Annotated in this window: 14 protein-coding genes and 1 tRNA gene; 8 read left to right on the top strand and 7 right to left on the bottom strand. The window is 64.8% G+C overall.

Annotation, left to right across the window (positions count from 1 at the left end; translation table 11 throughout):
- The first annotated feature begins 137 nt into the window (after positions 1–137).
- Positions 138–380, top strand: a complete 243-nt coding sequence (locus CT676_RS37085) for a hypothetical protein (RefSeq protein ID WP_343287562.1) — start codon at positions 138–140, stop codon at positions 378–380.
- A 203-nt stretch (positions 381–583) separates the two neighbouring features.
- Here the strand turns inward: CT676_RS37085 and CT676_RS37090 are convergent, their stop codons facing one another.
- On the bottom strand, positions 584–1834 hold the full coding sequence (locus CT676_RS37090) for a multidrug effflux MFS transporter (RefSeq protein ID WP_071912578.1): 1251 nt from the start codon (positions 1832–1834) through the stop codon (positions 584–586).
- Between the two features lie 131 nt (positions 1835–1965).
- Positions 1966–2547 carry a TetR/AcrR family transcriptional regulator gene (locus CT676_RS37095; RefSeq protein WP_063982468.1) on the bottom strand — a complete coding sequence of 194 codons (582 nt, stop codon included), beginning with the start codon at positions 2545–2547 and terminating at the stop codon, positions 1966–1968.
- Between the two features lie 98 nt (positions 2548–2645).
- On the opposite strand from CT676_RS37095, the gene CT676_RS37100 reads away from it, so the two are divergent.
- Together CT676_RS37100 and CT676_RS37105 are read left to right on the top strand one after the other, a co-directional pair.
- The gene (locus CT676_RS37100) at positions 2646–3425 is read left to right on the top strand and encodes a crotonase/enoyl-CoA hydratase family protein (RefSeq protein WP_135216630.1); all 780 of its coding nucleotides are present in this window, start codon (positions 2646–2648) and stop codon (positions 3423–3425) included.
- Positions 3426–3675: 250 nt separating this feature from the next.
- Positions 3676–4959, top strand: a complete 1284-nt coding sequence (locus CT676_RS37105) for a hypothetical protein (RefSeq protein ID WP_244623395.1) — start codon at positions 3676–3678, stop codon at positions 4957–4959.
- Positions 4960–5081: 122 nt separating this feature from the next.
- Here CT676_RS37105 and CT676_RS37110 read toward each other — a convergent pair.
- Positions 5082–5170 (bottom strand) — tRNA-Leu (locus CT676_RS37110).
- Between the two features lie 175 nt (positions 5171–5345).
- On the opposite strand from CT676_RS37110, the gene CT676_RS37115 reads away from it, so the two are divergent.
- On the top strand, positions 5346–5771 hold the full coding sequence (locus CT676_RS37115) for a twin-arginine translocation pathway signal (RefSeq protein WP_135216632.1): 426 nt from the start codon (positions 5346–5348) through the stop codon (positions 5769–5771).
- Between the two features lie 21 nt (positions 5772–5792).
- On the opposite strand, the gene CT676_RS37120 is transcribed toward CT676_RS37115, so the two are convergent.
- Positions 5793–6995 (bottom strand): FAD-dependent monooxygenase, encoded by a 1203-nt coding sequence (locus CT676_RS37120; protein WP_135216633.1) that lies wholly within the window; start codon positions 6993–6995, stop codon positions 5793–5795.
- A 19-nt stretch (positions 6996–7014) separates the two neighbouring features.
- Positions 7015–7260, bottom strand: a complete 246-nt coding sequence (locus tag CT676_RS37125; protein WP_008562814.1) for a zinc-finger domain-containing protein — start codon at positions 7258–7260, stop codon at positions 7015–7017.
- A 330-nt stretch (positions 7261–7590) separates the two neighbouring features.
- Between CT676_RS37125 and CT676_RS37130 the strand changes: the two genes are divergently transcribed.
- Together CT676_RS37130 and CT676_RS37135 are read left to right on the top strand one after the other, a co-directional pair.
- The gene (locus CT676_RS37130) at positions 7591–8727 is read left to right on the top strand and encodes a hypothetical protein (protein WP_135216634.1); all 1137 of its coding nucleotides are present in this window, start codon (positions 7591–7593) and stop codon (positions 8725–8727) included.
- A gap of 114 nt (positions 8728–8841) precedes the next feature.
- Positions 8842–9597 (top strand): alpha/beta hydrolase, encoded by a 756-nt coding sequence (locus tag CT676_RS37135; protein WP_135216635.1) that lies wholly within the window; start codon positions 8842–8844, stop codon positions 9595–9597.
- Here the strand turns inward: CT676_RS37135 and CT676_RS37140 are convergent.
- On the bottom strand, positions 9583–10959 hold the full coding sequence (locus CT676_RS37140; RefSeq protein ID WP_167768293.1) for a hypothetical protein: 1377 nt from the start codon (positions 10957–10959) through the stop codon (positions 9583–9585). The two genes, CT676_RS37135 and CT676_RS37140, sit on opposite strands and share 15 nt — an antisense overlap.
- Before the next feature lie 277 nt (positions 10960–11236).
- Between CT676_RS37140 and cysE the strand changes: the two genes are divergently transcribed.
- Together cysE and CT676_RS37150 are read left to right on the top strand one after the other, a co-directional pair.
- The gene (gene cysE, locus CT676_RS37145) at positions 11237–12061 is read left to right on the top strand and encodes a serine O-acetyltransferase (protein ID WP_014494283.1); all 825 of its coding nucleotides are present in this window, start codon (positions 11237–11239) and stop codon (positions 12059–12061) included.
- A gap of 124 nt (positions 12062–12185) precedes the next feature.
- Positions 12186–12404 carry a DUF3126 family protein gene (locus tag CT676_RS37150; protein ID WP_007602550.1) on the top strand — a complete coding sequence of 73 codons (219 nt, stop codon included), beginning with the start codon at positions 12186–12188 and terminating at the stop codon, positions 12402–12404.
- Positions 12405–12520: 116 nt separating this feature from the next.
- Here the strand turns inward: CT676_RS37150 and CT676_RS37155 are convergent, their stop codons facing one another.
- Positions 12521–12976 carry a PaaI family thioesterase gene (locus CT676_RS37155; protein ID WP_244623397.1) on the bottom strand — a complete coding sequence of 152 codons (456 nt, stop codon included), beginning with the start codon at positions 12974–12976 and terminating at the stop codon, positions 12521–12523.
- Positions 12977–12984 lie beyond the last annotated feature (8 nt).

Below are 12984 nucleotides of genomic sequence, written 5' to 3' on the forward strand. Positions count from 1 at the left end.
CAAGAAAGCGAGGTCCAACACCCCGCTTTCCTGCAAAATCGAATACTACATCAAGACAAATTCTGCTTATTTCTCAGATCAATCCGCATTCTTCACGGACGACGAAGTACACGTGGGGCATGCCGCGAAAGACGACATTGGATCGCGGTTGGGCCGCGCTCTGCTTCAGCGGCCAGGACTATTGCGGCAGGTGGATGGAGTCGGTGTCCGCGCGCGCCGAGCATTTCGTCAGACGCCAGTTCACCGTGCAGGCGACGCTATGGGGCAAGCCCGGCCTGACGCGGGACGTGGTCGTGCTGATCGTGCCACCGCGAACGAGCAGCGCGACGCCCGAGAGCGCCGCGCAGGACTTCAGCGCCAGCAGGCGCCCGACGGACTAGGCTTTGCGCTCAGCAGTGGCTGTCGCGGATTCGCTCGAGGCCTTCGCTCGCGAAGGGGGGAGTGAACGCAGTTCGGTCGGCGCCCGACGTCGGGCGTTCCGTTTCCGCCCGATCCGGGGTGGTGCTGTCTTCGCGATGTTCCGGTTCCATGAGGCGGCCTTTCGAATTGCTGCAGTACAACATCGATGCGGCCGGGAAGTTCCTCATGCGATGGGACGATGATGCGGCTTGAACAGCCGTCCTTTTTCCACCACCAGCACGATCGCAAGCGCCGCCAGCGTCGACAGGAAGAAGCCGACCGAGAACGGCAGCAGCGTGCCGTCAAAACTCTGCCCGATCGCCATGCCGACGACGATGCCGATCAGCGTCGTGATCGAGCCGTAGAGCGAGGAGGCGGTGCCGGCGATGTGGCCCTGCGGCTCCATGGCCAGCGCGGTGAAGTTCGCGACCATCATGCCGAACGAGAACATCATCAGGGCGGACAGCACCATGAACAAGGAGAGCGGCAGCATGCCGAGGCTTTCCGTCAGCAGCATCACGCCCGCAACCGCGGTGTAGAGTGTCAGCGCGCCGTGCGAGATCACGCGCATGCCGAGCCGTCCGACCAGCTTCGCATTGAGGAAACCGGCGATCGCGGTGCCGGCCGCGATCGCGGCGAAGGCAATCGGGAAATAATGGCCGAGATGATAGACGCCGGTAAAGACCTGCTGCGCTGAGAAGACATAGGCAAAGAGCGCGCCTATCACGCTGCCGGCGGCCGTCGCATAGCCGATGGTCTGGCGGTTGGTCACGGTCTGCCGGAACGCCGAGAGCACGTCTGCGGGCGCCAGCGACCTGCGTTCGGACTCGGGAAGAGTTTCAGGCAGCCGCAGCACGCTCCATGCAAGCGCGAGCAGCCCGTAGAGCATCAGTACGACGAAGATGCCGCGCCATTGCGTGACCAGCAGCACCGCCTGCCCGAACGAGGGCGCGATCACGGGCACCGCGATGAACACCATCATGGCGAGCGACATCACGCTCGCCATCCGGCGGCCGACATAACAGTCGCGCACGATCGAGGTCGCGATCACGCGCGTTGCCGACGTGCCGAGCCCTTGCAGCGCGCGCGCCAGCAGCAGCGTCTCGAACGAGGGCGCGGCGACCGCCAGCACGCTCGCCACCGCATAGACCGCCATGCCGCCGAGCAGCACCGGGCGGCGCCCGAAGCGGTCCGACAACGGGCCCATGACGAACTGGCCGGCGCCGAAGCCGATCAGGAAGGTCGAGAGCACCAGCTGAAGATGGTTGGCGTTGGGAATGGCGAAGGCTGCCCCGATGTTGGGCAGCGCCGGCAGCATCATGTCCATCGCAAGCGGATTCAGCGCCATGATGGAAGCGATCACGATGACGAATTCTGGAAAACCCATAGGCCGGTGTCCCGAGGACACCCAATCGTCGGCATTGACGTCGGACAAAGCTCACCTCTGAAAATCAGAGGCTTTTCTATCGGTTATGCTGCGTCGCACAACCCATGTTTCGGGATGGCTGACAGGCGGGTGCACAAGAATTGGTGATGTCGCCGGCTCGGGAAGGGCTGCCTCGTCCATCATCGTGCGCTACGGGCCTGCTCGACCAGGCCGAGCGCCAAGCGTCCCGCGGTGTCGACATAGTCGAGATCGCGATGGATCAGCATCACGGTCGTGGCGCCGTCGAGCAGGATCACAAGCTGGCGCGCGAGCGCCGGTGCACCGGCAACGCCATGCCCGCGCAATTCGGTTTCGAGCCACGCTTCAAAACGCTTCTTGTGCGCCGCGCCGGCCTTGACCGCGGGATGTGCCGGCGTGTTTGCGAGCTCGGCGATGGTGCGCAGGAATCCGCAGCCGCGCCATCGGGGCGTATCCACGGAGCGTCCGAGCCTTGTGAAGAGACCGCGGACCTTGTCGGCCACCGTGCCCTCGGTCTCGGCGAACCAGCGCATATAGAGCTCCAGCGTCGGCTGGTCCCTGGCCGCGATGGTCTCGGCGACGAGCTCGTCCTTGCTGGTGAAGTGATAATAGAGCGTCTTCTTGGTGACGCCGGCCTTCTCGGCGACCGCGTCCATGCTCACCGCCCTGATGCCTTCGCCATAGAACAGGCGCGTCGCCGCGATGACGATCTGCTCGCGCGTGGTGTCGCCTTTGCCTGACATCGCCAATGTATACTGCCTAGTGAGTATACACGACAAGATCGCTGTGGCTGACTTCCGCGCCTGTTCGACCTGGAATTCGACCTGGAAGGAGCCTGCACTTGTCCGATCTCATACTCTCCGAAACGCGAGGCGCTGTCGCGCTGCTGACGTTCAATCGCCCGAACAAGCTCAATGCGCTGAGCTACGCCCTCGTCGACCGTCTGATGGCGCTCCTCGATCGTATCGAGGACGATGCCGATATCCGCGCCGTGATCCTGACCGGGGCGGGCGACCGCGCCTTCTCGGCCGGCGCCGACATTGCCGAGTTCTCGGAGAGCGTGAAATGCGGGCCGGACGCGGCGGTAAAGGCCTTCGTACGGCGCGGGCAGGCGATGACGGCGCGCATGGAGGCGTTTCCGAAGCCGATCATCGCCGCCGTGAACGGCATCGCCTTCGGCGGCGGCTGCGAGATCACGGAGGCCGTGCATCTCGCCGTGGCGAGCGAGCGGGCGAGCTTCGCCAAGCCCGAGATCGCGATCGGAATCACGCCGACCTTCGGCGGCACGCAGCGCCTGCCACGGCTCGCAGGCCGGAAGCGGGCGCTCGAGTATCTCCTGACAGGAGTTTCCTTTTCACCACAACGGGCTCATGAGATCGGTTTGGTCAACCAGGTCGTGCCGCACGGGCAGCTCCTGGACGCAGCCTTCGCGCTGGCAGGCCGCATCACGCGGCATTCGCACCTGGCGGTCGCCCGGGTCATCACTGCCGCTACGCGGGGCCTCAACGTCTCGATTTCGGAAGGCCTCGCCATCGAGAGCGAGCAGTTCGCACGCATGGCGGCGACACGGGACACGCGCGAAGCGCTCGACGCCTGGCTTGCCGTCCGCTCGTCGCGGTAGGGCTGGCGCGGCTGATCTGGCGGTCGCGGCGACAGGGAACCGGTTCCCTGCCGTCCAGACGGACGGCTGGCAACCAGGGATTCACCATAAGCGCGAGCGCAACGCACAGGGGAGATGAATCCGCAACCCATCCTGTCCATGGTGGCACGGCCTGGCGCCGCGTTGGCGCCGGGAGAAACCTGGCCAAACAAGGTATCCGATTGTGTCCGACGTCACCGGTGCAGCACGATGGTTGGAACCCTCGGCCGACATGGCTTCGCGGCGGAACTTTTGGCTCGCCTGCCTGATCGCACTGACCGCACTGCTGGTGCTCGGCAATCTCGCCAACGACGCCGTGCTCGATATGAAATATGGCTGGGACACCCGCGTCAATTGCGCGGCGGTCGATGCGTATGCCAGCGGGCTCGATCCCTATTTCGTCAAGAACCTGAAGGGCACCAAGCTCTCTTATCCCTATCTGCCGGTGACGCTGGATGTCTTCCGCCCGTTGTGCGCGGGTGGACTTCTGGTCGATCACTACAAGGGCATCTTTCCTGTCCTCGCCGTGCTCTGCGGGCTCCTCTTGCCCGGTCTTGGCCGAACGCGCCCGAGCGCGCGCGATGTTGCGCTGAGGGTGCTCTGCACGCTCGGCGCGTTCGTCGGTTTCGAATGGGTGCAGGCGTCCGGCAATTTCGCGATCCTGAGCGGCATGCTGACCGCGATTGCGCTGAGGTTTCTGCTTTCTCCGTCTGTGTCCGACACGCCTGAGGACCGCAGTTTTCCGTTGCGGCTCGCCGGCGCCGCGCTGCTCGGCCTCGTGACATCGTTCAAGCTGGTGTTCTTTCCCGTGCTGGCCGCGCTCTATTTCCTGCCGCTACCGCGCAGCCGCAAGCTCACGCTGATCGCGATTGCGGCGTTCAGCTTCGCATTGCCGATCCTGATATCGCGGCTGATATACCCCGACCTGTTCGCAAGCTGGCAGCTGGCGATGAGCGGAAAGATCCCCGACCAGCATCTCGTCGATCTCTTCGAGATCAATCCGTCGCTGCTGCTGGCGGCGCGCGACCTCATGGATCATGCCGGCCTCGGTGACAGCAAGGCGGCGACGTTCGCGACCTATGCATTCGCAGCGCTCGCGCTCGTGCTGGTGCCGTTCGCCTTGTCCATCCTGCGCATGGTCACGAGCGAGCCAGCGCAGGCAGGCGGATCACTTCTTGTGCGACTGGATCGCTGGCTGATGGATCATCCGCGCGTCGCCATGCGCATCACGGTATTCGCGATGTTTGCGCTCTATCTCAGCTCGCCGCGCCTCAAGGAATATGCCTTCTTCGAGCTCGCGCTTTATGCCGCGATCCTCGTCGTCGATCTTCCGGCCCTGTCACTTGCAGCGTTCCTCGCCGTCGGTCTCGCCTTTCCGGCACTGATCTCGATTCTGGGGACGGCATTCGAGGGCAGCTTCATCCTCCTCATCATTGCGCTGACAAGTTTCTGGATCCTGCTGCTCGACCTTCGCGCCGTGCCGAAGCGACTGGAGACGGAAGGTGCGCAGTCATAGCGCATGCCGCCGCGTCCGCCGGAAAAGGGACGGCGCCTTGCCCCCGCGCAGGCTCCAGCCGGTTCGTGACTGCACCGGTCTGCCGTCCGCCTCTGGGCGGAGGCTCGCCCCGTCAGCTCCGATGGTGCGGGCAGCCGGGGTCGAACCGGCACAGCGCTTGCGCGCCGAGGGATTTTAAGTCCCTTGCGTCTACCAATTCCGCCATGCCCGCTTGATCCAACGAGATCAACTAGTTAAGTCCACCTCCGGCCGTCTGGAATTGGCGCGTTTCGCGGGCCGGATGGGCGGTTCTTCCTTAAGCGAGCCGGCCGCGCAAGGCAAAGCCTCAATCCGGACATCTGTTGTTGCTTTAGGCATTCTCAATCCACGGGGACTATTCATCCGGCATGGCTGCTACGTTTTCCTCTCGCCTGCGCGACTCGGGCGCATTTCTGGCGCTGCTCGCGGCGGGCGCGGCGCTGTCCGGTTGCGCCAGCATGACCGAGACGGTCGCACCGGCCTTTGCCGATCCCGGCAAGTACGAATTGTACGACTGCAAGCAACTCGAGGCTGAGCGTAAGGCGCTCGCCAGCCGCACCGAGCAGTTGCAGAAGCTGATGGAGAAGGCTGAGACCGGGGCGGGAGGCGCGGTCGTGTCCGAGCTCGCCTATCGCAACGACTACATCGCGGTGCGCGGGCAGTCGCAACTTGCCGAGGAGGCATGGCGCCGCAACAAGTGCCGGGAAACGCCGCCCGGTGCGACGCCGGCGGCCTCTGCTCCGCAGCGGCCGGACATCAAGCCCGCCCCGAAATCCGGTAGCGCCGTTCGCTGAGTTGACACGATTGCGCCCGCCTCACGGCCGCCAGCCGTAGATCCAGTCCTGCCGCGCCAGCATGCGCTCCGGGCCGAGCGCGCGGATCGCAACATCGCGCGCGATCGCGAACGGCCCACCGAGATGATAGATGCGGCCCTGCTGCCGCGCCGTCCGCTGCACCCGCCGCACCCGCGCCTGCCGCGCGCAGCCATATTGCTTGAGCGCCGCCGTGATGCCGGCCGCGCTCTCGGCAGCCTCGAGGCTCAGATGCCGGGCGAGCACGGCGGCATCCTCGATCGCCATGCCGGCGCCCTGGGCGGCGAATGGCAGCATCGCATGCACGGCGTCACCGAGCAGGCCGACCGGTCCTTGGCTCCAGGGGCAGCCGTCGGGCACGCCGAACAGCGCCCATTTGCGCCAATTGTCGACGGCAGTGAGCATCATCCTGGCCGCCGATGGCCAGCGCGGTGCCGCGAAGGCGTCCATCACCTCGAACGGGTCGCCCGGCGTGCTCCAGCCGGGCCTGTTCCAGGTCCCCGGTAGCACCGCGACCACGTTGATCTGGCGTCCGCCGGCGATCGGATAAGCGACGAGATGGGCGTTCGGACCCATCCAGAGCTGTACCCGCCGCGCGGTAAAATCCTTCGGCAGTTGCGTGGCATCGAGCGTGCCGCGCCAGGCGATCAGGCCGGAGAAGCGCGGCTGCACCTCGGGAAACAGATGCTGGCGTACCGTCGACCAGATACCGTCGGCGCCGATCAGTGCGCTGGCCAGATCGCTGCGGCGTATCGTGCCGCTGCGATGGACGACCGTCAGTCCCTTGGCGTGGGGCGCCACATCCTCGAAGGTCGCACCTAATTTCAGATCGATATCGGGATGGTCGGAGACCGCACCGGCCAGCGCGGATTGCAGGTCGGCGCGATGCACCACCCAATAGGGCGCGCCGGCCCGCGCGGAAGCGGCTTCGCCAAGCGGCATGCGCAGCAGTTCGCCGCCGGCCCGCGCGCTCATGACGCAGAGCGCCTCAGGCGTCACGGCGCTTCGCTTGAGCCGCTCGGTGAGGCCGAGCTCGACCAGCACGCGGCTGGCGTTGGGGGAGAGTTGTAGGCCGGCACCGACTTCCTCGAGCCGCTCGGCCTTTTCCAGCACGACGATGCGGAAGCCGCGGGCTGCGAGCGCAAGCGCGGCCGTCAGTCCACCGATGCCGGCACCGGCGATGACAATCGTTCTGGAGAGCGCCACCCCTGACCGTGAGAGGCGGTCAGGCCACCTTGTCCTTCAGCACGCATTCCGGCGGACGGGCTTCGCCCGGCTTCAGGTCGGCGGCGAAACGGTACAGCGTCGAGCAATAGGGGCAGATGATCTCGTTGTCGTTGCCGAGGTCCAGGAAGACGTGCGGATGATCGAACGGAGGATTGGCGCCGACGCACATGAACTCTTGCGAGCCGATCTCGATGACGGGGACACCGGCATCGTTATGGAAGTGCGGGACGACATGGTCGGACATCGTAGTTCATCCTGGAGTGGCAATGGCGGCAGACACAATCAAACACTGACGCGGCATCTTTGAGGCGCCGCGGACCATACTGTTGGGTGCAGATGATTGCTAGTCCAGCGGAACCGAAAGGTTCGCAATTGCCCCATGCTCATTTGCTCATGCAAATTCGACACAATCTTGCGGCCCGAGAGAAGCCCTTCTTTCGTCGGGGACGTTGTGTCGCAATTTTGGCATACTATGTCTTTGGACGAGCGGAACTGCGACGAAAGACGAACCATCAGGCGCAATGATCTCGGGATCGTCCAGGCTCTTGGCACAACTCTTGGTATGACTCTTGGCATGAAGTGGCTGCGAATCAGCACGGCGTTGACCGGTATTGCAGCATGCAGCTTCATGCTCGCGCAGGTAGCGCCGCATGCCCGCGAGGCCGGCGCGCTCCTCTCCGCCCAGGACGATCCGGCGGCGCTCTCCGAGCTCAAGCTCGATGCGCTGCTGCGGCAGAACGACCGCCTGGTTCAGGACAATATCGAGGCCGCGCTCGCCGCCGGCGACGCTGATCTCGCCGACAGTTTTGTCGCGCTGGCGCGTGAACGTAACATCGCGCTGCCCGACGACCTCCTCAACCGCGTCAGCGATGCGGTCAAGGAAGAAAATTCCACGCGGCATTTCGCCAAACGGTTCGCCACCGGCCTCGTCACCGGCAACGCCGACGATGTCGCGAGCCTGTCCGGAACCGTCGCCGGCGATCTCTTCGTGATCGGCGACATCAGGGACGTCGTCCGCGAGGGCAAGCACCTCGCCATGGGCGAGGACACCGATCGCCTGGTGCTGGGGCTTGCGACCGCGGGCCTTGCCGTGACGGCCGTGACCTACGTCTCCGTTGGCGGTGCTGCGCCTGTTCGCGCTGGACTGACGCTGGTGAAGGATGCCCGCAAGGTCGGACGGCTCGGCGAGGGACTCGCCGCATGGGCCGGCCGGTCGGCGCGTGAGGTGGTCGATACGCCGATGCTTCAGAATGCCGTCGCCAAGGGTTCGGTGTTCCGCCCCGGCGAGACCGCGAGCGCGATCAAGGCCGCGTTCCGTGCCGAGAAGGCCGGTGCGCTGGTCCGGCTCGGCAAGGACGTCACCCGCGTTGCCGAAAAGACCGGCACGCGCGGCGCCATGGATACGCTGCGCATCGCCGAAGGCCCGAAGGACGTCGCGCGCGCGGCCCGGCTTGCGGAAGCGCAGGGCGGCAAGACCCGCGCGATCATGAAGCTGCTCGGCCGCGGCGCCCTGCTGCTCGTCGGCGGCATGTTCGATCTGGCGCTCTGGCTGTTCGGCGCGGCACTGACGCTGTTCGGCCTGCTGTCTTCGATCAAGGCGGCGACGGAGCGCATGACCCAGGCCTGGTGCGATCGCAGACGGGCGCGCCGGCTCCGCCGCGCGCAGGCCGCGGCCGAGGCCGCTCTGGCGGACGGGGCCCTCACGGCCTGAAGCGCGATACGCTTCAGGCTATCGTTTGGGCATGATCTTGCCGGAAAACCGCTGCACACTTTTCCGGATCATGCTCTAAGATCAAACTTTCCCCTCAAGACTGCGGAACATGTGATGCCGAGCTTTCACAACGGCGCCGTTGAAATTGCCTATCTCGACGAAGGCGAGGGCGATCCGATCATCCTGGTGCACGGCTTTGCCTCGAGCAAGAACGTGAACTGGGTCTATCCGACCTGGGTCTCGGAACTGCGCAAGAACGGCCGCCGTGTCATCGCTCTGGACAATCGCGGCCACGGCGAAAGCGCAAAGCTCTACGAGCCCGCACAGTACTCGATCCCGACCATGGCCGGCGACGTGCTCGCGCTGATGGATCACCTCGCGATTCCGCAGGCCGACATGATGGGCTATTCGATGGGCGGACGGATGACGGCGTGGCTCTCCCTCAACGAGTCGCAGCGCCTGCGCTCGGCGATCCTGGGCGGCATCGGAATTGGCGGCCTAATCGAGGGCACCGGGCCCGGCGAGAATGTCGCAAAGGCGCTGGAGGCGCCCTCGCTCGACGACGTCACCGATCCGGTCGGCCGCACGTTTCGCGCCTTCGCCGATCAGACCCGTTCCGACCGTCGTGCGCTCGCCGCCTGTCTGCGCGGCACCCGCGATCTCATGACGAAGGAAGAGGCCGCGCGCATCGACGTGCCCGTGCTGATCGCGGTCGGCAGCACAGACGACGTCGCAGGATCCGCCAGCGCGCTCGGCGCCATCATCCCGGGATCGGAAGTGCTAGATATCCCCAACCGCGACCATATGCGCGCGGTCGGCGACAAGGTCTACAAGACCGGCGTGCTCGACTTCCTGTCACGCCGCGGCTGAGGTCTCGTCGTCAGGCAAATCGTCACCGAAACGACGCGCCAGCGCCATCAGCACCACGAAGGTCGCGACCCACACCATCCGCGCGCCGTAGCGGTCGTGCGGGCCCGAGATCACGCCGCAGATGAAGGCGTTGCCGAGCAGCGCCAGCGTGACGGTTGCCGCCAGCAGCGTCAGATCGTCGAGCCTGCGACTCGCGAGCGCATGCGCGAGCAACCCGACCAGCGCCAGCATCGAGGCCAGCGCGACGGGAACGTGCAGCCGGTTGACGTGATCGAAATCGAGGCCGTGATTCTGTTGCCGCGCCGCGCGCATCGGCGCGACTTGCGCCGGGATGTAGCGCTCGATGATGCCGTAGGTGTGCCCGATCCAGACACTGGTGCCTTCGCCGGTGGCCACATGCAGCAATTGCTGGCCCATCGCCCGCAACGCCGCGCCGGCCTGCCACGCCGGATAGTCGGCGAGCGAATGCACGACGATATAGCCCATCTCGTCGTTCATGCCTTCGAAGCGGCCGAGCGTGTTGAACATGCTCTTGCCCCACAGGAACTCGTCGGCGGTCGCCGGCAATTGGTCGCGATAGGGACAGAGCTTGTACCGCTCGCGCGGGCAATGATCGCTCAGGAAGCGCGCGACGATACCGTCCTGCATCATGCGTCCGAAAGCGACGCCATAGCCGCCGGGCGTCCAGGCCCATTTGCCCGACAGCGCATGGTTTGCCGACACCAGCATCAGGCCGCCCGCGACGATGGTGAGGCTCGCCTGCGCCAATCCGGCGAGCGGCAGGCGCGCGCCGAGGAACGGCCGCCCCATCCAGCCGGCGGCGCAGAGCCCGAGCAGCACGCCGAGTGTGGCGCTGTGGGTTGCGGCGGCAAAGGCGGTGAAGACGAACAGCGAGATCTTTTCGAGGCCCGACGTCCGGCTCGCGCCGACGACCAGCAAGAACACGGACAGGATCGACAGCCCTGCAAAGATGTCCGTGAGCAGCATGCTCGCGAGCCAGGGCAGCGCGGTCGACAGGATCAGGCAGAGGCTGATCGCGACGAAGCGAGACGTCTGCATCAACCCGAGTACGCGCAGCGTCAGTTGCAACAGCCACAGCGTCGCCAGCGACTGGACCGCGAGATTGATCCAGAAGCCGAAATTCTCGCCGTAGTGCAGATAGAGGCCGAACACGGTGGAGCGGCTCGGGACCAGATAGCCTTCGTACCAGCGCGCCAGATAGCCGCCGGTATCCCATTGCAACAGCGGATAGCCGTTCCAGAACGCCGGCGCGATCAAGAGGAGGGGCAGTCCCACCGCCGCCAGCCGCAGCCAAAGCGAGCCCGCGGCGCCCGCGCGCAATTGATCGGTGGTGATGCTCAAATCCGCTCCGTCGTGTTCCCCGACCATGCCCGCAACAGCCGTCGAGGCGGAATTCACCAATAGTTTGACGCTGCCCGGCTTGAATTTGGCAAAACCCTGACCATTTTGAGCCGACCTCGCCGCCTGGGGGCGTCAGAAGAAACTGTTGTGTTTCAAGGCGTTGGCGTGCTTTCGCGGAGCAACTCACTGTTCACTCTCAGGCAAGCCCGTCGGGACTTCGTCGGCTAGACTGTGGTATAGAGCCAGCAAAATGAGCCAATTCGAAAGAGCAGATCCTATGGCAGTGCATCAGGTCAGTCCGGGAGGAAAGCTCGCAACGCTCGATCCGATCTGGGATCGGATCCGCGGCGAGGCGGAGGACATCGTCCATCGCGAGCCGGAGCTTGCGACCTTCATCTACTCGACGGTGCTGCATCACAGTCGCCTGGAAGATTCGGTGATCCATCGTCTCGCCGACCGGCTCGATCATTCCGCGCTGTCGGGTGATCTCGTTCGCCAGACCTATGACGAGGCGCTGCGCGAGGCTCCCGATCTCGGCAACGCCTTCCGCGCCGATCTCGTCGCCGTCTACGACCGCGATCCCGCGACGTCGCGCTTCATCGACCCCTTGCTCTACTTCAAGGGCTTTCACGCCATCCAGACCCATCGCCTCGCACACTGGCTCTATCTGAAGGGCCGCAAGGACTTTGCGTATTATCTCCAGAGCCGCGCGTCTGCGGTGTTCCAGACCGACATCAATCCCGCCGCGCGCATCGGCCGCGGCATCTTCCTCGACCACGCCACCGGCTTCGTCTGCGGTGAGACCGCGGTGATCGAGGATGACGTCTCGATCCTGCACGGTGTCACGCTCGGCGGTACCGGCAAGGAGAACGAGGACCGCCATCCGAAGATCCGTCACGGCGTCCTGATCGGCGCCGGCGCAAAAATCCTCGGCAACATCGAGATCGGTCATTGCGCGCGCATCGCCGCCGGCTCGGTCGTCGTCAAGCCGGTGCCGCACAACGTCACGGTTGCCGGCGTGCCCGCCAAGATCGTCGGCGAGGCTGGCTGCGCCGAGCCGTCGCGCACCATGGATCAGATGATCAACGCGATGGGACTTTGAGCGAGAGAAAAGGGCCGGATTCTCTGGCCCTGTTCGTCCCCAAATTCTTTGGCAATTCATGCTGGCGGTTCGTCGCGTCTCGTCCTAAAACCCCGCCAACCCAGATTTCGATTGGAGACTTGCCGTGGACGTCAAGGAAGTAAGGAAGCTCGACGCGTATCTGAAGCGCGTATTCGGCAATCCCAAGATCCGCGTCGTGCCGCGGCCGAAGAAGGATGATTCCGCCGAGGTCTATATCGGCGAGGAGTTCATCGGCGTGCTCTTCGTCGATGACGAGGATGATGATCGCTCGTTCCAATTCCAGATGGCGATCCTCGAGGACGATCTCGTCGATCAGGAATAGTTTCTCTCTCCGTCATTGCGAGCGAAGCGAAGCAATCCAGGATCTTTCCGCGGAGGGATTCTGGATTGCTTCGCTCTGCTCGCAATGACGAACGTTAACTCCGCGGTTCCGTAGTTCTATTTCTTCGCGAGAATGCGCAGCCGCGCCGTGGCATCAGCGACAGTGATGCCGTTCGCATCGACGAGCTCGGCCTGCACGACCATATCGCGATCGGTCCGTTCGACAACGCGCGCGTGTGCCGTGATGGCTCCGACCGCTGCAGGCTTCAGGAAGCGCGTATCCAGACTTCTGGTGACCACTGTCAGGTCGGGAGACAGCGCTGCCAGCGCGCCAATCCCGGTGGCAGAGTCCAGCATCGCCGCGAGGAAGCCGCCCTGGATCGTGCCGTGCCTGTTGGTGAACGCGGGCTGAGCCTGGAAGCGGATCAAGGCCCGCCCGCCCTCGTCAAAGCCGAGCCATTCGCGCCCCAACAATTGGGCGCCCGGAGGCAGGTTTGCTGCTGCATCGGTCACGTCGATCGCCGCGCTTGATGTTGTTGGCGACGAGCCTATCAGCCGGTCAATGCGGCGCAAAGCGATCC

It is taken from the genome of Bradyrhizobium sp. MOS001, assembly GCF_004634465.1.
Classification (GTDB): domain Bacteria; phylum Pseudomonadota; class Alphaproteobacteria; order Rhizobiales; family Xanthobacteraceae; genus Bradyrhizobium; species Bradyrhizobium barranii.